This window comes from Ruegeria sp. CG1, assembly GCF_056537265.1.
This window is the reverse complement of the sequence record NZ_JBQFRF010000002.1, coordinates 469,682-488,589: the sequence shown is the minus strand read 5'-3', so window position 1 is coordinate 488,589 and position 18,908 is coordinate 469,682. Positions and strand designations below refer to the sequence as shown.

Annotated in this window: 16 protein-coding genes; 7 read left to right on the top strand and 9 right to left on the bottom strand. The window is 55.6% G+C overall.

Going from position 1 to position 18,908, the window contains the following annotated elements; all coding sequences use genetic code 11:
- Positions 1–44 precede the first annotated feature (44 nt).
- The 7 genes from ACR0AU_RS07900 to ACR0AU_RS07870 form a co-directional block, all read right to left on the bottom strand.
- Positions 45–1,481, bottom strand: a complete 1,437-nt coding sequence (locus ACR0AU_RS07900; protein ID WP_480591205.1) for a mannose-1-phosphate guanylyltransferase/mannose-6-phosphate isomerase — start codon at positions 1,479–1,481, stop codon at positions 45–47.
- Between the two features lie 71 nt (positions 1,482–1,552).
- Positions 1,553–2,446, bottom strand: a complete 894-nt coding sequence (gene galU / locus ACR0AU_RS07895; protein WP_170732732.1) for a UTP--glucose-1-phosphate uridylyltransferase GalU — start codon at positions 2,444–2,446, stop codon at positions 1,553–1,555.
- A 246-nt stretch (positions 2,447–2,692) separates the two neighbouring features.
- Positions 2,693–4,498, bottom strand: a complete 1,806-nt coding sequence (locus ACR0AU_RS07890; protein ID WP_480591201.1) for an ABC transporter ATP-binding protein — start codon at positions 4,496–4,498, stop codon at positions 2,693–2,695.
- A 1-nt stretch (position 4,499) separates the two neighbouring features.
- Positions 4,500–5,429, bottom strand: coding sequence for an ABC transporter permease subunit (locus ACR0AU_RS07885; RefSeq protein ID WP_170732730.1), 930 nt, complete (start codon positions 5,427–5,429; stop codon positions 4,500–4,502).
- Positions 5,430–5,439: 10 nt separating this feature from the next.
- Positions 5,440–6,363, bottom strand: a complete 924-nt coding sequence (gene oppB / locus ACR0AU_RS07880; protein WP_170422826.1) for an oligopeptide ABC transporter permease OppB — start codon at positions 6,361–6,363, stop codon at positions 5,440–5,442.
- 66 nt (positions 6,364–6,429) lie between these two features.
- Positions 6,430–8,058 carry a peptide ABC transporter substrate-binding protein gene (locus ACR0AU_RS07875; RefSeq protein WP_170407804.1) on the bottom strand — a complete coding sequence of 543 codons (1,629 nt, stop codon included), beginning with the start codon at positions 8,056–8,058 and terminating at the stop codon, positions 6,430–6,432.
- A gap of 391 nt (positions 8,059–8,449) precedes the next feature.
- Positions 8,450–9,685 carry a lytic murein transglycosylase gene (locus ACR0AU_RS07870; RefSeq protein ID WP_480795510.1) on the bottom strand — a complete coding sequence of 412 codons (1,236 nt, stop codon included), beginning with the start codon at positions 9,683–9,685 and terminating at the stop codon, positions 8,450–8,452.
- Between the two features lie 132 nt (positions 9,686–9,817).
- Here ACR0AU_RS07870 and ACR0AU_RS07865 point away from each other — a divergent pair, with 132 nt between their 5' ends.
- Genes ACR0AU_RS07865 through ACR0AU_RS07840 form a run of 6 tightly spaced genes read left to right on the top strand, consistent with a single transcriptional unit; the run spans position 9,818 to position 16,342 of the window.
- Complete coding sequence (locus ACR0AU_RS07865) at positions 9,818–10,780, top strand: cytochrome ubiquinol oxidase subunit II (protein WP_480795509.1); 963 nt, start codon at positions 9,818–9,820, stop codon at positions 10,778–10,780.
- Complete coding sequence (locus ACR0AU_RS07860; RefSeq protein WP_170732727.1) at positions 10,777–12,867, top strand: cbb3-type cytochrome c oxidase subunit I; 2,091 nt, start codon at positions 10,777–10,779, stop codon at positions 12,865–12,867. Before ACR0AU_RS07865 ends, ACR0AU_RS07860 begins: the two co-directional genes overlap by 4 nt.
- The gene (locus tag ACR0AU_RS07855; RefSeq protein ID WP_170394501.1) at positions 12,864–13,496 is read left to right on the top strand and encodes a cytochrome c oxidase subunit 3; all 633 of its coding nucleotides are present in this window, start codon (positions 12,864–12,866) and stop codon (positions 13,494–13,496) included. Before ACR0AU_RS07860 ends, ACR0AU_RS07855 begins: the two co-directional genes overlap by 4 nt.
- On the top strand, positions 13,489–13,815 hold the full coding sequence (locus tag ACR0AU_RS07850) for a cytochrome o ubiquinol oxidase subunit IV (protein WP_255612219.1): 327 nt from the start codon (positions 13,489–13,491) through the stop codon (positions 13,813–13,815). Before ACR0AU_RS07855 ends, ACR0AU_RS07850 begins: the two co-directional genes overlap by 8 nt.
- 35 nt (positions 13,816–13,850) lie before the next feature.
- A complete protein-coding gene (locus tag ACR0AU_RS07845) occupies positions 13,851–14,828 on the top strand; it encodes an HlyD family secretion protein (RefSeq protein WP_170625518.1) in 978 nt (325 codons plus the stop codon).
- Positions 14,825–16,342 carry a DHA2 family efflux MFS transporter permease subunit gene (locus ACR0AU_RS07840; protein WP_170394506.1) on the top strand — a complete coding sequence of 506 codons (1,518 nt, stop codon included), beginning with the start codon at positions 14,825–14,827 and terminating at the stop codon, positions 16,340–16,342. Before ACR0AU_RS07845 ends, ACR0AU_RS07840 begins: the two co-directional genes overlap by 4 nt.
- Here the strand turns inward: ACR0AU_RS07840 and crcB are convergent.
- Both crcB and ACR0AU_RS07830 read right to left on the bottom strand, forming a co-directional pair.
- A complete protein-coding gene (gene crcB, locus ACR0AU_RS07835; protein ID WP_170394509.1) occupies positions 16,339–16,701 on the bottom strand; it encodes a fluoride efflux transporter CrcB in 363 nt (120 codons plus the stop codon). The genes ACR0AU_RS07840 and crcB overlap by 4 nt on opposite strands.
- Positions 16,698–17,105, bottom strand: coding sequence for a fluoride efflux transporter FluC (locus ACR0AU_RS07830; RefSeq protein ID WP_480562020.1), 408 nt, complete (start codon positions 17,103–17,105; stop codon positions 16,698–16,700). Before ACR0AU_RS07830 ends, crcB begins: the two co-directional genes overlap by 4 nt.
- Positions 17,106–17,321: 216 nt before the next feature.
- On the opposite strand from ACR0AU_RS07830, the gene ACR0AU_RS07825 reads away from it, so the two are divergent.
- Entirely contained in the window at positions 17,322–18,902 is a 1,581-nt protein-coding gene (locus ACR0AU_RS07825; RefSeq protein WP_170394512.1) for an FMN-binding glutamate synthase family protein, read from the top strand.
- Positions 18,903–18,908 lie beyond the last annotated feature (6 nt).

The window sequence follows — 18,908 nt, the reverse complement described above, 5'->3', positions numbered from 1 at the left end:
CCTTGCAGATGCCCCAAACTTGGATCAGTTCTTGAAATCAGATCTCAGTCACGAGCGTAGACATCTTCGTAGCGAATAATGTCATCTTCACCCAAATAGGTCCCGGTCTGCACCTCGATAAGAACCATTGGCACTTTGCCTGGGTTTACCATCCGGTGCACGGCCCCGAGCGGCACATAGACGGATTCATTCTCAGACACGAGCTGTACCTTGTCGTCAATAGTCACCTCGGCGGTGCCTTCCACGACAATCCAATGCTCGGACCGATGGTGATGCGATTGCAAGCTCAGCGAAGCGCCGGGATGGACGTGAATGCGTTTGACCTGAAACCGATCGCCAATGACGAGGCTTTCGAACCATCCCCAAGGGCGATGATCAACGGGCAATGCTACCGCCTGCTTGGCGCCTTTTGCCTTCAATGCTGCGACGGCCTGCTTGACGTCTTGCGTCCGGTCCATGCTGGCGACTAAAACCGCGTCAGGCATAGCCACGGTGATTACGTTCTCTAACCCCATTGCAACAACTTCTAGCGCGGGCGATTCAGAACGCACAAGCACGTTGCGACAATCTATGGCGGTCACTTCGCCGGCAGTTGCAACACCGTCTGGATCGGGGTTGCTCAGCTCTTGTACGGCAGACCAGCTGCCCACGTCTGACCACCCGGCGGCATAAGGGACAACGCTGAGATTGTCGGCCTTCTCCATAACCGCATAGTCGATAGAGATGTCTTGAACCGTCGCCCAGGCCTCGGGATCTAACCGCAGGAAGCCCAGATCACACTGCGCATGCTCAACCGCCTTCTGAACGGGCGCAATTAGATCATGTGCATGCTGGTCGAACGCCTCAAGGATATCTCTGACCGCGAATAAAAAGATGCCCGAGTTCCAAAGATAACTCCCTTCAGCCACCATTGCCCTGGCGTTTTCAAGATCGGGTTTTTCAACGAACCGGTCAAGTTGCACAGAAGCGCCCGACGAGTCCGGTGCTTGGGCGAGCTTAAGGTAGCCATACCCGGTTTCGGGTCGGTCGGGTGTGATCCCAAACGTCACCAGATCTCCACGCTCGACTATTGTTCGGACACCTTCGGTGACGGCCTCGTGAAAGGCCGCACTGTCTGGAATGACGTGATCCGACGCGGCTACCAGCATCATCCCGTCGGGATCAATGGATGAAAGGTGCAGGGCAGCGACCAGCACCGCAGGTGCTGTATTGTGTCCTTCGGGTTCGATCAAGATCGGCCCCGGATCGATTCCTATGGCCATCAACTGTTCAGGGACAACAAAGCGGAAAGCCTCGTTGGTTAGGATCAGAGGTTTGGCGTAAGGCGTATCGGTCGGGCCTTTCAACCGCTCGGCACATTGCTGCAGCAGGCTGGTTTCACCGATCAGCGGAACAAATTGTTTAGGGTAGCTTTTACGCGACAACGGCCAAAGCCGAGCACCTGACCCGCCACATAGAATTACAGGATAGACTGTGCTCATAATGTCTGCCCCTTCTGAACTATAAAGCTAAAATTACTGAATTGAATACAGAATGGCTGACACGGCTAGGCCTATTGTGCGGCCCGTTCAGAGGCCACGACTTCATGCAGATATAGGTTTAAGTCGTCGCGCAGATCATCGCGGGCCAACGCGAACGAGACCGTTGCCTGTAGAAAGCCAGCCTTTGAACCACAATCGAACCGCTGTCCGTCAAACTTGTAGCCAAAGACAGGGACACCATTGCCAATATCCTCAGCAATTGCGTCGGTCAGTTGGATTTCGCCACCACTTCCCTTCTTTTTCTGGTTCAGATTGTACAGAACCGAAGGACCCAAGATGTAACGACCGATCACCGCAAGATTGGATGGCGCGTTCTCTGGTCTCGGTTTTTCCACCATTCCTTTGGCACGGACAACCGTTCCAACAATCTGGCCGGTATCCAGAATACCGTAGGAGCTGGTTTTTTCGTTGGGAACTTCCATCGCGGCGACCATGTTGCCGCCGGTTTCCTCATAGGCTTCGACCATCTGCTGTAGGCAGGGTTTGTCGGCGGCAATCACATCGTCGGGCAGCATCACGGCAAAGGGTTCATCCCCGATCAGTCGACGGGCGCACCAGACCGCATGCCCCAATCCCAAAGCCTTGTGTTGACGGATATAGGCAATCGCTCCGCTTTCCATATTGGTTGCGTTCAATACTTCAAGCAGTTCGTCTTTGCCCTTGGATTTGAGGTCTTGTTCCAGCACCAGATTGTGATCGAAATAATCCTCAAGCGCTGATTTTCCGCGCGATGTCACGAAGATGAATTCAGTGATCCCGGCCGCACGCGCTTCGTCGATGGCATATTGGACCAGCGGACGATCAACCAATGTCATGATTTCCTTTGGCACCGACTTTGTCGCCGGAAGAAACCGAGTGCCCATTCCCGCTACGGGAAATATCGCCTTGGTGACTTTGCGTACCATATTACCTCACTAATTCTATATATTGCCGACGACTCTCGGTGATGCCGGAGCCCCCACATATAATCTAAAATCCTACCAATCAATCACACCCGGCTGGTCTGGTACGGGTTTGCTGGAATCTGCCATTAACTTAAGGGCAGAGTCAAAACGAAACACGACCGAATGCGGGATCAAGGAACTAATCCACTAATCACTTGTTCTATGAAGTTTAAGACGCGCCCGATAGATCGGATCGGGCGCGTAAGCTTATGCATTGGCCATAATCGCCTCAAGCGGATCGTGTTCGGCGACGAAGTGATCCGGGGCAATCTCACTGAGTTGAGGTACATAGTCGGTCTCACCCATAGACAATCTGCTGGGCAAAAAGCGCAAAGCTGCTTTCGGATCCATGGGAGAAGGCAATTCTCCCGGTAGTTTAAGCCTTTGGCGGCTGCGCTCGACATCCGGATCAGGGATCGGAACCGCCGAGATCAGGGACTGAGTGTAAGGATGTTTCGGTTCGGAGCAGATCACTTCACCATCGCCCAATTCAACGATGCGGCCCAGATATAGAACCATGATCCGGTTCGAAACCGCACGTACCACAGACAAATCGTGGCTGATGAAGATCATCGATAGGCCAAACTCTTGTTGCAGTTCACGCAACAATCCTACGATCTGGGCTTGAATGGACACATCCAGCGCAGAGACTGCCTCGTCACAGATAATCAGTTTTGGTTTGTTGATCATGGCACGCGCGATTCCAACACGCTGGTTTTGCCCCCCGGATAGTTCGTGCGGATATCGGTTGATCATGTTGGCCTTCAAGCCAACACGCTCCATCATCTCGGCGACCAACTCTTTGCGTTCCCGCTCGGTCAGATCCGGGCGATAGGTTTTCAGCGGTTCCGCGATCGAGGCCGAGATCGTCATCCGTGGATCAAGGCTCGCCAGCGGGTCCTGAAACACGATCTGCAGGTCCTTGCGGTACTTGTTCAACTCGGCCCGTTTCAGCCCGACGATCGGATGCCCCAGCCAGCTGACATTACCCGCGCTAGGTTCGATCAATTGCAGCACAGCCCGGGCCAGCGTGGATTTGCCACAGCCGGATTCTCCAACAACACCCAGGGTCTCGCCCTTTCGAATGTCGAAACTCACGCCATCTACGGCTTTCAGCGGCACCTTATGTCCAAAAAGGCCGCCCGAGACATGGATCGGGAAATGCACCTTGACGTCATCCACTTTCAGTAACGGTTCTTCCGTCTGCGAAAGAGCTTTCGGAGCATCGCCCGCATCAATTCGCGGCATCGCCTCAAGTAGCGTGCGGGTATAATCATGCTGAGGAGAACGAAAGACTTCGCGCGTGTCACCGGCCTCCACAAACTCACCCATACGCATGACTTGAATATTGTCGCACATGCGCGCGACAACACCCATGTCATGGGTGATCAGAGCTATGGCCGTACCTTCATCCTTTTGCAACCGTACCATCAGGTCCAAAATGTCGGCCTGAACGGTCACATCCAACGCAGTAGTCGGCTCATCCGCGATCAACAGTTTGGGATTACACAGCATCGACATGGCAATCATCACGCGCTGGCGCATGCCGCCAGACAACTCGTGCGGATACTGATCCAGACGTCGTGCCGCTTCGGGAATGCGCACGCGGTTGAGCCAGTCAAGGCAACGTTGGCGGGCAGCCGAGCCTTGCAAGCCCTCGTGAACTTGCAGCACCTCGCGCATTTGCTGGCCAACTCGCAGATGAGGGGTCAGCGCGGTCAGCGGATCCTGAAAGATCATGCCGACGTCAGAGCCTCGGATTTTGTTGATTTTGTTCACGGGCAGATTCAGGATTTCCTGACCATTCAGCATTGCGGAACCGGTCGCGTGGCCAGCGGTGGGCAATAGCCCCATCGCTGCCATGAACGTCTGGCTTTTGCCCGAGCCACTTTCGCCGACGATGCCCAGACATTCGCCGGGATCAATGTCGAAACTGATGCCTTTTACAGCCTCAACCACGCCATCGGGCGTATCAAATCGGACGCTCAGGTCCTTGACGGAAAACAGACTCATATCAGCGATCCTTCGGGTCCAAAGCGTCGCGTAGCCCGTCACCGATGAAGAACATGGTGATGATGATGGCGACATAAAAAGTAAGAGGGAACATCAGCTGCCATAGCGTACCATACGCCATGGTGCCAGCCCCTTCAGCGATCAGGCGGCCTAACGATGTGTAGGGTTCTGAGATCCCGAGGCCCAGGAACGAGATGAAACTTTCCGTCAGGATCATCTCGGGCACCAGCAGCGAAGCGTACACGATCACAACGCCCAACAGGTTGGGCAGAATGTGTCGGTACATGATGGTGAACTCACTGACACCGGCGGCGCGCGCGGCTTCGATAAACTCGCGGTTCTTGAGGGTCAGGGTTTGCCCCCGAACAATCCGTGCCATCGTCAGCCAACCAACAGCGCCCAAGGCGATGAACAGCATGAAAAAGGATCTTCCCGCCACGACAAGCAGCAAAATGATGATCAGTGTTGCCGGAATTGCAAGCAGGATGTCCACGAACCGCATCATGGCACTGTCGGTGCGCCCGCCAATATATCCAGCGGTGATGCCATAGCAGGTGCCGACGATCAGAGCGGTCGCGGCCCCGATCAAACCGACCAGCAGCGATGTGGTGGTGGCCTGAATGACACGGCTGTATAGGTCGCGCCCCAGATCATCGACGCCGAAAAAGTGTCCGGTTTCCATGGACGGCATACCCATGCCGCGCACGTCCCCCATGACGTTCCAGTCGATCTCTTCATTGTTCCAGACTGCGAAGTAAGGGCCAACAATCGTGAACAACACGATCAGACCCAGAATGAAAACGCTGGCCATAGCGGCCTTGTTGCGGACAAAACGTATCCGTGCGTCCTGCCAAAGCGAGCGCCCCTGAATGACCGTGTAATCAGTGATTTCCTCGGCCAGATGGGCGGCTTTTTGTGATTTTCCAAGCATTGCCTGCCCCTCAGTAACGGATTTTCGGATCGAACCAGGCATAAGCCAGGTCGGTCAGAAGATTCACAACCACGGTCAACGCGCCGTAAAGGATGGTGACCCCCAGCAGCACAGCATAGTCGCGAGACAAAGCCGAGCCGACATAGGCCTGCCCCAGACCGCCGGTTGAGAAATAGATGTCGACAAAAACCGAACCGGTCAGAACGTAGACAAAAACCGGCCCGAGGTACGAGACCACGGGAAGCAATGTCGGCTTAAGCGCATGGCGCCAGATCACGGTTCTTGTCGGCAATCCCTTGGCCCGTGCAGTTCGAATGAAGTTCGAGTTCAGAACCTCCAGCATCGATGACCGCGTAATCCTTGCGATCGATCCCATGTAGGAGGTCGCCAACGCAATCACCGGCATCACCAGATACTGCCATTGACCGCCATGCCAGCCGCCACCCGGCAGCCACCCCAGCCACAGGGTAAAGGTCAGGATCAGGATCGGCCCCATGATGAAGTTAGGAAGCGCCTGAGCGGCAATACCCAGACCCACCGCAAAGTAATCAATCCAGCTATTGTGTTTGATTGCAGCGGCAATTCCCAGCGCGACGCCAACGGAAGTTGCCACCAGGAAAGACAACGAACCATAGGTCAGCGAAATCGGGAAACCCTGTGCGATGATGTCGTTCACATCCCGATCCTTGAATTTGAAGGACGGTCCGAAATCGAAATGCACCACGATGTTATACAGATAGTCCCAAAGCTGTTTCCACAACGGTTGGTCCAATCCATAGCGCGCCTCGATATTGGCCAGAACCTGCGGCGGCAATGGCCGTTCCGAGGTGAATGGCCCGCCAGGCGCGATGTGCATGAGGAAAAAGCAGGCGACGATCAATAACAGGATCGTCGGAATAGCGACCAGCAGCCGCTTTAAACTGTAGGCAAGCATTTCATGCCCCCGTGTTTATTGGCCCTGCCCCGGATGTTTCCGGGGCAGGGCGTGGTTCAAAGACGATTATTCAGCGAGCTTGTAGAGGTTCTTCGAGTACCAGTTCTGCTCGACGTTGTTCACCGGCCAGTTGCCTACATCGCTGTCCATCATATAGACGCCTGCGTAGTGATAGATCGGGATCACAGGCGTTTCTTGGGCGATGATGCGTTCAACTTCGGTGTAAAGCGGAGCCGGATCGTCCGAGGTTTTGGCCTCGGCCAGCAGCTCATCAACGCGCGCGTTGGCATATTTGCCGTCATTATAGCCCGAGTCCGACTGCAGCAGGTCCAGGAAGGTCGACGCTTCGTTGTAGTCTCCGCACCAAGCACCACGTGCCAGCTCAAAGTTTTGGTTGCCGCGCTCCTCGAGGAAGACTTTCCACTCCATATTTGCCAGTTCGGCGTTCACGCCAAGCTTCTGCTTCCACATCTGGCTCAGCGCAACGGCGACCTTCTTGTGGTTTTCCGCGGTGTTATAAACCATCTGGAAGCTCAGAGGGTTGTCAGGCCCATAACCTGCTTCTGCTAGAAGCTCCTTCGCCAACTCGTCGCGTTCGGCTTGGGACATGGATGCCATTTCAACGGCCGGTACGGTGAAGCCTGCGGTTGCTTCGGGGGCGAAGGTGTAGGCTTCGGGCTGACCGCCTGCCATCACTTTTTCGGTGATAATCGCACGATCAACGGCCAGTGACAGGGCTTGGCGGACGTTCGGGTCCTTGAAAGCCTCGGGGCCACCATCAGACAGATTGAAGGTGTAATAATAGTTGCACAGGCGTGGGAAGCTGATGGCTTCTACGGGGTGCTCTTCCTTCAGACGTGGGTACTGGCCGGCTGGAATTTCGGTGCGGTCCAGTTCGCCAGCCAAATAGCGGGTCAGGGCGACGTTTTCATCATTGATGACCAGCGCCACGACCTTGTCGATGATGGTGTTATCGTTGTCCCAATAGGCGGTGTTGCGTTCACGTACCGAGCGTTCCTGCGGCAGGTGCTCGGTCAGAACATATGCGCCGTTCGAGACGATGTTTTCCGGTTTGGTCCAGGCGTCACCAAATTCTTCGATCACTTTCTGCGGTGCCGGGAAGGTTGTCGAATGTGTGGTCATCTGCGGGAAATAGGGCAGGGGGGCGCTCAGGCGGACTTCCAGCGTTTTGTCGTCGATGGCTTTGACACCCAACTCATCTACCGGTTTTTCGCCCGCGATGATCTCGGCAGCGTTTTCGATCGACATCAGTTCCATGAACCACGCATAGGGCGAAGACAGTTCGGGATCGACGGCGCGCTTCCAGGCATACACAAAGTCACCTGCGGTCACCGGATCACCATTCGACCACTTCGCTTCATCGCGCAGGGTAAAGGTGTAAACGTCCTTGGTATCGTTGACCGAGAATTCGGTGGCGACACCAGGAACCAGGTTACCGTCCTCATCCTGATTCATCAGGCCTTCAAACAGATCGCGAACAATTTCTGCACCCGACACATCTTCTACGACTTGCGGGTCGACCGAGCTGTGTTCATCGAGAATCCGATAGGTGAAGGTCTGATCGTCGGCCAGGGCTTCTCCGGTTTCGGGATGTGTACCGGCAGCAATTGCAGCACCAGTAATGATGGTCGAGGACAACAGTCCTGCCAAAGAGGTTCTGATTATTTTGTTCATGTGTTTACTCCCATTTTGTATGGTTTCGAACGTCCAAACCGCATTCGCGGTGGGCGCTTGTCTGCCATTTTGTCTCCGGCAATTGTCTGGACTTTACCTTGATCTAGATCGTGCCAAGATCGATAATTTCGGCATTCATGCATCAGGCAATGTCAGAGATCCGAATGCGAAAGCTATCTTTCACTGCCCATGAACCTGTCAGTTTTGAAGCAAAGGTAAAGGGTTTTGCGGTGGGTGAAGACCACAAAGGCTGATTAGAACCGCAGCCGGCGGAGGTGTTAAAATTTTATTTTGAAACGCTTCGTGGCAGTGACATTTTCGTGAAGCTCAACATATCACCGTGGGTGAATGTGTTCGCATTGATGCTCGTAAATGGCGAATCAGTACGCTGCTACGGCTTCAGAACGGCCTTCAATGAGGCATCGGGGAAGCAGGTTGGTGTGCTTCCAGAAGCCTCTTGCCAGCGCCCGATCGAGCGTCGGGTTTTGTATCCGGGCAGGCCATCGACGCCACCGACGTCATGACCCTGTTGAACAAGCACCTGCTGCATGCTGGCGACATCTGAACGATAGAGATTGCCGACATCGCCCCAACGACCCCGAAAATCGCCAACTCCGTATTGGATGCGATCACCGACATGTCCCACAAACAGCGCATAAAGGTCGCTGGTGTTATAGTCTTTGAGGACATAGAAATTGGGCGTTACGATAAAGGCCGGACCGCTACGACCGGCAGGCATCATAAGATAGCCCTCGGCATCAAGTTCATGTGCCGGAAAAGGTTTGCCGGAAACGCGATTTACGCCCATGGCGACCCAATCGCGGATCAACCGCCCCTGATCAGGGCCCTCCAACGCGCAAGAAACGGTCGTGGGTAGGATAACTTCGAACCCCCAGTCGCGGCCTGTCACCCATCCGTGCTCGTCAAGATACGCGCCGATCGATGCAATCGTGTCCGAGGCTGAGCCCCAGATATCAGTTCGGCCATCCCCATCGCCATCGCGCGCGTAAGTCAGAAAATTTGTGGGCATAAACTGAGGCTGCCCCAAGGCACCCGCCCAACTGCTTTTCAGTGCGTGGCCTTGGCCGTGACCGGATTCAGCGATCTGTAGCGCAGCAATCAGTTCAGCCGTGAAATACTCTGCCCGTGTGCTCATGAACCCTTTGGTGCCCAGCACCTGAAACGCATTATGGCGGATCGGGACTTGTCCGTATCCGCTTTCGCGGCCCCAGATGGCCAGTATGATACGGGCGGGTACACCGGTTTCTGCCTCGACACGCGCCAGTGTACCCGCATGGCGCCTAGCCATCTTGCGACCGACGGAGGTGGCACCCTGGACTGATCCGGCATTAAAATAACGACCAGGTGAGCCGAACTCGGCCTGCCGTTGTTGCTTGGGTGTCTTTTTGGGGCTTCCCGGCGGAACCAGGTCAGGAAGGTCCCAGTTCAGCGTCACCCCGTCAAAGGCACTTTGGAATGTGCGTTTCGAAACGCCCTTTGCTTTTGCCTGAGGCCATATGGCTTGTTGCAGCCAGTTCTGGAACTGACGTTCAACCTCAGCGCGATCTTGCGCTACCGAGGGGGCGGCAAGACAAACCAGGGAGACTATAGCAAGAACCAAACGCATATGATTGGTCTCGCGCGCGCTTGACCTCATGTCAACAGCGGCGCCGCAGGGTGATTTTGGAAAAGTTCTTGAGAAAATCCGTGACTCTGCCGATAGTTGCCGGGAAACCCCGCCGCAAGAGGATCATCAGGTGTGACCTTGTCTCGGATACATTCAGTCGCTGTGCCAGCCTTGGTGATCTTTGTTGCTCTGTTGTTGACGGCTGAGGCTGCCGGGGCGAGTGATAGCTTCATGGACCCCCAAGGCCCGATTGCAGCGGTGCAAAAGACACACCTTTTGCGCGCGACGGCTCTTATCCTGATCGCCGTGATACCGGTTCTGGCTCTGGTGCCGCTGATTGCCCTGCGTTATCGCCGACGTAAGGGTGGAAATGCTGCATACACGCCGCATTGGGATTTTTCGGCGAAGCTTGAATTTGTGATGTGGGGCGTCCCGGTCGTGATCGTGATGATCCTGTCTTTCTATCTCTGGAAAGCGACACATCGTCTTGACCCTTATTCGGCCCCTTTTGGAGAAGAGCCTGCCCTAAATGTGCAGGTGGTTGGCCTCGATTGGAAATGGCTGTTCATCTATCCAGATCATGGCATCGCAACGGTGGGAGAACTGGGCATACCGATCAAACAGCAAGTTGCGATGACGCTGACCACAGACACGGTGATGCAGTCGTTCATGATCCCGGCGCTGGCGGGGCAAATCTATGCCATGCCGGGGATGACGACTCGGCTACACCTGGTGGCAGACTCGCCTGAAACGATGCAAGGCGAGAACACACAGTATAATGGCCGAGGATTCACAAAGCAGAAATTCCTGGCGCAAGCCATGCAGCCCGAGGATTTTCAGGCATGGGTCGCCAGCGTAAAAGCGCATGGCATACCGTTGACCGAAAGCACTTATCGGACGTTGGCGATGCGTACGGATCGGGATGAGGTGCAGGCGGCATTGGGCACCGAACTCATGCCGCTGAATGCGCTTTATTTCACGCTGGAAGAGGGCGACCTATTCCATTCGATCCTGCGTCGTTATCACAGCGGCGAGCCTCTGCAGTTGGATCAGCAACCCGGAACGGCTGAATACGGGCAGGAGGCAAGCCAATGACAAATGCCGAGACCGGTTTCTTCGGTCGCCTGAGCTGGGATGCCTTTCCCATCGCTGGACTGATCCAGAACCCTGGCGCAAATGAGATCATTGCAAACGCTGCTGCTGCTATTGTGATCGTGGGCGTAGTGGTAGTGATTGGCATCCTGACGTGGTTCCGGTTGTGGGGTCCGCTCTGGCGCGATTGGCTGACCAGCGCTGATCACAAGAAGATCGGCATCATGTACATTGTCTTCGCCATCGTCATGCTGGCGCGGGGCGTCTTGGAAGGCGTGGTGATGCGGGCCCAACAGGCGGCGGGACCGGGGGACGGATTCCTGGAACCCGAGCATTTCGCGGAACTGTTTAGCACTCATGGCACCATAATGGTGTTCTTCGTCGCGGTACCTTTTGTCTTTGGCGTCGCTAATTACATAATTCCGCTCATGATAGGCGCGCGCGACGTGGCCTTTCCGGTGATGAACCAGATCGGGCTTGGTCTGACCGTCTCGGCCGGGCTGATGCTGATGGTCTCGCTGGTGGTGGGCGAATTCTCAACAGGTGGTTGGACCGCCTATCCGCCCTATACCGGGGCCGCGTTCAATCCCGGCGTTGGGCCGGATTACTGGATCTGGGCCATCGTGGTCTCGGGCGTGGGCACAACACTGACTGGCATCAACTTTGCCGTCACGATCTACAAGCTGCGTGCGCCGGGGATGAAGTTCATGCGGTTGCCCATGTATTGCTGGACGATCATTTGCAGCTCGATCCTGATCATCTTTGCTATGCCGCCCCTAGGCGTTGCCGCGCTGCTGCTGGCCGCGGATCGCTATCTGGATTTTCACTTCTTCACCAATGACCTTGGCGGCAACATGATGAACTATGCCAACCTGTTCTGGCTGTTTGGCCACCCCGAGGTCTACCTGTTGGTCCTGCCTGCATATGGAATCTATTCTGAGGTCTTTGCCACCTTTTCGGCCAAGCGTCTCTATGGTTACAACTCACTGGTCATCGCAACAATGTCGATTGCGGTCATGTCCTTCACGGTTTGGTTGCATCATTTCTTCACCATGGGGCAAAGCGCTCTGATCAACGCGGTGTTCGGGATTGCCACGATGCTGATCGCCATTCCGACCGGGGTTAAGGTCTATGACTGGATGGCGACTCTGTACCGTGGGCGCATTCGATTCTCGGTCCCGATGCTTTATGGCCTTGCGTTCTTGATGTTGTTCGTCATCGGCGGCCTCAGCGGAGTGGTTCTTGCCAATCCAACCGTCGACTATCAGGTCCATAATACGCTGTTTCTGGTTGCGCATTTCCACAACGCGTTGCTACCCGGTGTGCTGTTCGGGTTGCTAGCCGGCTATAACTACTGGTTTCCCAAGGCCTTTGGGTTCCGTCTAAACGAGTTCTGGGGCCGCGTTTCGGTTTTCTGCTGGACGGTTGGGTTTCTGCTGACCTTCATGCCGCTCTACTTCGTTGGTCTGATGGGCATGCCCCGCCGGTCGTTCAGTTGGGAGGATCCCAGCTTTCACCCCTACATGATCACCGCCGCCATAGGATCGCTGGTGATTACTTGCGGGTTGCTTTCGATCCTGGTCCAATTGTGGGTCAGTATACGCGACCGAGAACAGACCCGCGCACCGGTCGGTGATCCTTGGGACGGGCGCACGCTGGAATGGTCGATCCCGTCTCCGCCGCCGCCCTACAACTTCGCTATTATTCCGCAGGTTAGTGACCGCGATGACTTTGCTGCAGCTAAGGAGCGCGGACAAGCCTATCCTGCACCCGCGGCCTACGAAGATATCGAGATGCCGCGCAACACCGGCATCGGGTTTATCCTCTGCGTGCTCAGTGGCATCTGGATGTTCTCTCTGGTCTGGTGGATCTGGTGGCTGGCAGCACTGATGACCATCGCGATGATCCTCGCCATTATCATCTGGAGTTTCGACACCAGCACCGAGGTCATCATCCCCGCCGAAGAGGTCCGCAAAGAACACGAGGCGTGGTTGGCGCTGGTCCACAGCACCGCCGCTGTGGATCGCGATCATGAAAGTACACCGGAAAATCGCGGCCTCGCCCGCCCGGATATGGAGGCCGTGACATGAGGCGCGCACCCAAGCACAGCTATCCGGGGATAAACCTCGGCGAGGACCACGCCAGCGCCCACAAGGCGACCGAGGTCGTCACTTTCGGCTTCTGGGTCTTCCTGATGAGCGATCTGGTCTATTTCGGCCTGATGTTCGCGATCTATATCACCATGATAGACGCGCAGGCCGGCGGTCCAGGCCCGCATGAGCTGTTCGACCTTAAAAGCATCTTTGCCCAGACTCTCATTCTGCTGACCAGCAGTTTGACCGTCGGGCTGGCGATGTTGGCGCTGAAATACAACCTGCCTCGGGCACGGATCGTGCTGTGGTTCGGAGTGACTCTGTTGCTGGGGCTCAGTTTTCTGGTTTTGGAAATCCGTGATTTCATGAACATGGCAGCCCAAGGCGGTATCCCACAGCGTAGCGGGTTTTTGTCGGCCTTCTATGGTCTCGTACCGCTCCACGGCTTGCATGTTGCAGCCGGGTGTCTGTGGCTAATCGTGCTGGGTATTCAGCTGCGTATGTTCGGGCTGACCGATCTGCTGATGTCGCGTATGGTGCGGTTGGCGCTATTCTGGCATTTCCTCGATCTTATCTGGATCGGCATAATAACCATCGTGTATTTCGGAGGGCTGGCCTATGGATAAACGATCCGAGATGCATCACCGCGAACGGCGGCGTTACGTGATTGGCTATGGTGGGTCACTGCTGCTCACGCTGGTGGTATTTGTGATCGCCTATCATTTCGGTATTGAAACACCAGGCGTCTATATGACCATAGGCCTTCTGGGGTTGGCACAACTGGTTGTTCAACTGATCTATTTTCTACACATCGACCGCCGCCGCAGCAGCCGAGAGGATCTGGACCTGGTTCTGTTCTCGACACTTGTTCTGCTGATTATCATCGGCGGGACAGTTTGGATTCTGGGCAATCTGGCCATGCGCATGCATATGCAGGTGATGTGAGGTCGCTCGCTTAGGCACCAAAAAGGAAGCTGCTTATGAAGTCATTCAAGGCAATTGCCGCCGCAGGGATCCTGGTCACGATTGCTGTTGGATTGTTCCTTTTCTGGCGGCATGAAGAGCGGTATCCGTCAACAAAAGACGCCTATATCGGCGCGAATATCATCTATGTGGCCGCACAGGTGACCGGGCAGGTTTCAGACGTTGCGGTGGTCGAAAACCAGCCGGTCAATGCAGGCGATTTGCTGTTCTCGATTGATCCGACACAGTTCCAAGCCTCGGTCGATCAGGCCAAAGCTAATCTGGACAGTGCCATTCAGCAGGCTGACTCCTTCTCGAACCAGATCACCGCTGCACAGGCCGCTGTCGAAAGCGCCAACTCGTTCTACGAAACGGCTCAGAGCAATCTTGAACGCGCCCGAGCTTTGTTTTCGGACGGGGACCTCGCGCAGGCCTCGCTGGACCAAACTACATCCGAATTCGCACAGGCTTCGGCCCGGTTGACCACCAGCCGGTCCGAGCTTTCCGCATTGCAAAGTGGTCTCGCGGCCCGGCAGGACAATGTGTTGTCCTCACAGGCTGCGTTGGAAATCGCGCAGGCCGATCTTGTCTGGACCAAGGTCTATGCCGCGGCCGATGGCTGGATCGCAAATCTGACACTGCGGCCAGGGTCGTCTGTCTCGGCCAATGCGCCGCAATTTTCCATTGTCGAGTCGTCTGACTGGTGGGTCGATGCAAATTTCAAGGAAACATCACTGCCACGCATCCGACCCGGTCAGCCGGTCACAGTGCAGGTGGATATGCTTCCAGACACGACCCTGACCGGCAAGGTTGCGTCGATCGGTCGAGGCTCGGGCGATACGTTTTCGTTGTTGCCGTCCGAAAACTCCAGCGGCAACTGGGTCAAGGTCACTCGACGTTTCCCGGTGCGGATTGAGCTTGATCCAACTGATGCTCCGCTGCGTGTAGGAGGCAGCAGCAAAGTTACGGTGGATACAACCGGACCCAGCCAATGACTGATGCCGGCCATATCAATCGCGTGATTGTCGTGGCCGTCGTGCTCAGTGCAATTCTCGAAGTTCTGGACAGTACCATCGTCAATGTTGCGTTGCCGCATATTCAGGCGGCTTTTGGGGCCACAACCGATCAGGCGACATGGATTTTAACCAGCTATATCGTCTCAGCCGTTGTGGTCATGCCGCTGACCGGGTTTGTCGCGCGTCGGGTCGGGCGGCGCAGGCTGATCCTGACTGCGGTCACGGGTTTTGCCACAATGTCTGTCATGTGCGGCCTGTCATGGAGTCTTCAGACTATCGTCGCGTTCCGCCTGGCGCAGGGCATGTTCGGCGCGTTCCTGATCCCGTTGTCGCAGTCCATCCTGTTTGACGCCTTTCCACGTGAAAAACGGGGGCAGGCCATGGCGGTCTTTGGCTTGGGCGTGGTGGTCGCACCGGTGTTGGGCCCAACTGTAGGCGCAGTCCTGACGGAGTATTTTTCGTGGCGAATGGTGTTTTTCGTCAATCTTCCGGTCGCTGCCATGGCCCTGCTGCTTTTGGCGGGCGAGTTGCCGGACGACAAAACCGAAGAGGTGCGCATCGACTGGAAAGGCCTGGCGCTGCTGGCAGTTGGCATTGGATGCCTTCAATTCATTCTTGACCAAGGTGAGACCAAGGACTGGCTGTCATCGAGGATGATACAGCTGGCGCTGATCGCTTCGGTTCTTGGGGCGCTGGGGTTCATCGTCCATTCTCTGACATCCCGGCATTCTGTCGTTGATTTGCGCCTTTTTGCGGATCGCAACTTTGCCCTGTGCAACCTAGTGATAGCGGGGTTCGCGATCTCATTGTTTGGCGGGATCGCCATACTGCCAACCTTTGTGCAAAGCCTGCTCGATTACCCCGTGATCGAATCCGGTCATTTGTTCATTCCGCGCGGAATCGCCGCAGGTGCATCGATGGTGCTGACCGGGGCCGTACTGGTCACCCGGTTTGATCCACGAGTTTTAGCCGGGTTGGGGATGCTGTTGACAGCAGTGGGGAATTTCATGTTGGGCACGCTCAACCTCGACGCCGGTTTCTGGCAACTGGCTTGGCCGGGCTTTGTCAGTGGTCTGGGGATGGGGCTGGTGTTTGTGCCGATGTCTATTCTGGCATTCGAGAGCATCAGTAAATCAAGGCAGGATGAGGCCTCGGGCTTATTCAACGTCACCAGGCAGCTTGGCTCTTCGGTAGGTATTTCATTGGTGGGGACTTGGGTCGTGCGTGGCCTGCAAACCAATACGGCAGTGCTCAGCCAGAATGTGACACCCTACAATCCTGCTGCACAGGCTTATCTTGCGCCGCTGGGGCTGACACCCGATAGCGCCCAGGGCGCCGCCATTCTGGGGCAAGAGATCGCACGGCAGGCCGAGATGATCTCGTACCTTACAGTATTCAACAATCTTGGACTGCTGGCGTTGGCCACGATCCCACTGTTGTTCTTCTGCCGCGCGCCCAGGCCCGACCAAAGGGCTGCAGCACCCGTTCACTAGCGCGTCAGAACAAGGCCCAGCCATAGCGCGAACCAGCACAAGACGAGGCTGAGAACGATGTTACCGGCGGCAAATACGATCGTCCGTTCACGGTGCAATTGCAGCGATTGATAGGCGAAGCTTGAGAATGTGGTGAAGCCGCCGCAAAACCCGAATACAAGGCGTTTTTCCTCTTCGCCCATTTCTGCAGAGCCACCCAGATAACCAATCCATAGACCCAGCAGAAGGCTGCCCAGAACATTCACGATCAGGGTCGAGTACGGCAGATCATGCGTCACCCGAAGCGCCAGCCAATGCCGCAGTACAGCCCCCAATCCTCCGCCCAATGCGAACATGGCATGCAGATACAAGGTCGTCATTCCGATGTTTCCCGGGAATGATGCCGCCGACCCAGCGCTTCCCCAAGAACCGCCGCCGTAAGACCAAATGCGATCTCCGCGCTTACGGCGATAATCACAAACCAATTCCCGGTTTCTGCCAGTCTTTCCAGCTCGGCGACGAATGAGGAAAACGTCGATAGCCCACCGCAAAATCCGACGACCCCTAGATGCAGGACGTGGGCGTGGACAAGATTTCGAATGGCATAGAGCCAACCTAGAACGAAACAGGCCGCAACATTGATGCCGAAAGTCGCGGTTAGGAACGGAGCGCCGGGGATCTCCAGCGAAAATAGCTCGCGCAGCAACGACCCTGCAGCACCCCCCACAAAGACGGCTGTATACATCAGGGCGCGATGCCCGAATACAGGCGCTGTTTTCGACACTGCGGTTGATCCTGCTCTGACCAGCGTTTCATTTTGCATACAGACTGCTTTTGCTTGGTTCAACCGGCCTCGCTAACCCAACCGTTATCTTTGTTTGATTAGCAAGGGCTTGCGCAAACAGGTCAATTTGTTCCACGTTCTGGATGAAGAGCAGGGTCATGGACCCAATGTCCATTCAAAGTCACGCTGTCACAGCGCTACTCAGGGAGATAGGAAATGATTGTTCGCAGGCTTTACTATTTCCTCAGCTATGTCTGCTTGCCTTTGACTTTGCTTTGGGGTTTTTTCTGGCCACCCGCCCACTGGTTGCTGATCATACTGATCCCCTATGCGGTTGTCGGTCTCTACGATATGCTGACAACCAAGCATAATGTGCTGAACAACTACCCGGTACTGGGTCACTTCCGATATATGTTGGAGTTTGTCAGCCCTGAAATCCGGCAGTATTTCGTTGAAACCAATGAAAGCGGGCGGCCCTATAATCGGATCATCCGCAGTCTGGTCTATTCCCGCGCCAAGGGGCAGGTGGATACTCAGGCGTTTGGCACTCAGTACGATATCATGACGGTAGGTTATCACCGCGCTGATCACTCGCTATCCCCCAAGCACGTCGAAGAGAGCGAAGAACGGGTGATACTGGGCGGCCCTCAGTGCGACAAACCCTACAATGCGTCGCGTCTGAACGTATCAGCAATGAGTTTCGGTGCACTCAGCGCCAACGCAATCCGTGCTTTGAATGGCGGTGCAAAAGATGGGGGTTTTGCGCATAACACGGGCGAAGGCGGACTGTCCCCCCACCATCTGGCAGAAGGTGGAGACATCATCTGGCAAATCGGAACAGGATATTTTGGATGCCGCACGCCTGAAGGTGGGTTCGATAAGGACCTGTTTGCCGAAAAGGCCAAGAAAGATGTCGTCAAGGCGATCGAGATCAAACTATCGCAAGGGGCGAAGCCGTCTCATGGCGGGGTCCTACCGGCAGCAAAGGTGGATGAAGAAATCGCCGAGATTCGTGGGGTTCCAGTACATCAGGATGTGATTTCCCCACCTATTCATTCGGCCTTTGATGGACCGACTGGATTGATGCATTTCGTTCAGCATCTGCGAGAGATGTCAGGTGGCAAGCCCGTGGGCTTCAAACTGTGCATCGGTCGTCGATCCGAGTTTATGGCGATTTGCAAAGCGATGTTGGAAACTGAGATTCTGCCTGACTTCATCACGGTGGACGGCGCGGAAGGGGGCACTGGCGCTGCCCCGGTCGAGTTCACCAACCGATTGGGGATGCCGCTTAACGAGGCACTGATATTTGTAAACAACTGTCTGCGCGGTATCGGGGTCCGCGACAAGGTGCGGGTGATCTGTTCGGGCAAAGTGGCCACTGGGTTCGATATGGTCGAGAAATTCGCTTTGGGTGCGGATATGTGTAATGCGGCGCGGGCGATGATGTTTGCGGTGGGGTGCATTCAGGCGCTGCATTGCAACACCAACAGGTGCCCATCGGGGGTGGCAACGCAAGATCCGATCCGTGGGCGGGCGGTGAATGTGCCACAGAAACGACAGCGCGTGCATCGGTTTCATGACGCGACGCTTGAAAGTTTCCGCGAGATATTAGGGGCTATGGGCAAAGCAAAAGTTTCCGACCTGCGCCCTGCTGACATCCGGCGCCGAAATGCGGATGAACGAGAGCGGTCTTATGCCGAGCTATATAGCTTTCTGGATGACGGCTCTCTGTTGGGCAAGACCATCCCCGAAGAGTTCGCCGCTGACTGGCAAGTCGCCTCAGCGAGCCAGTTCTAGCGACCA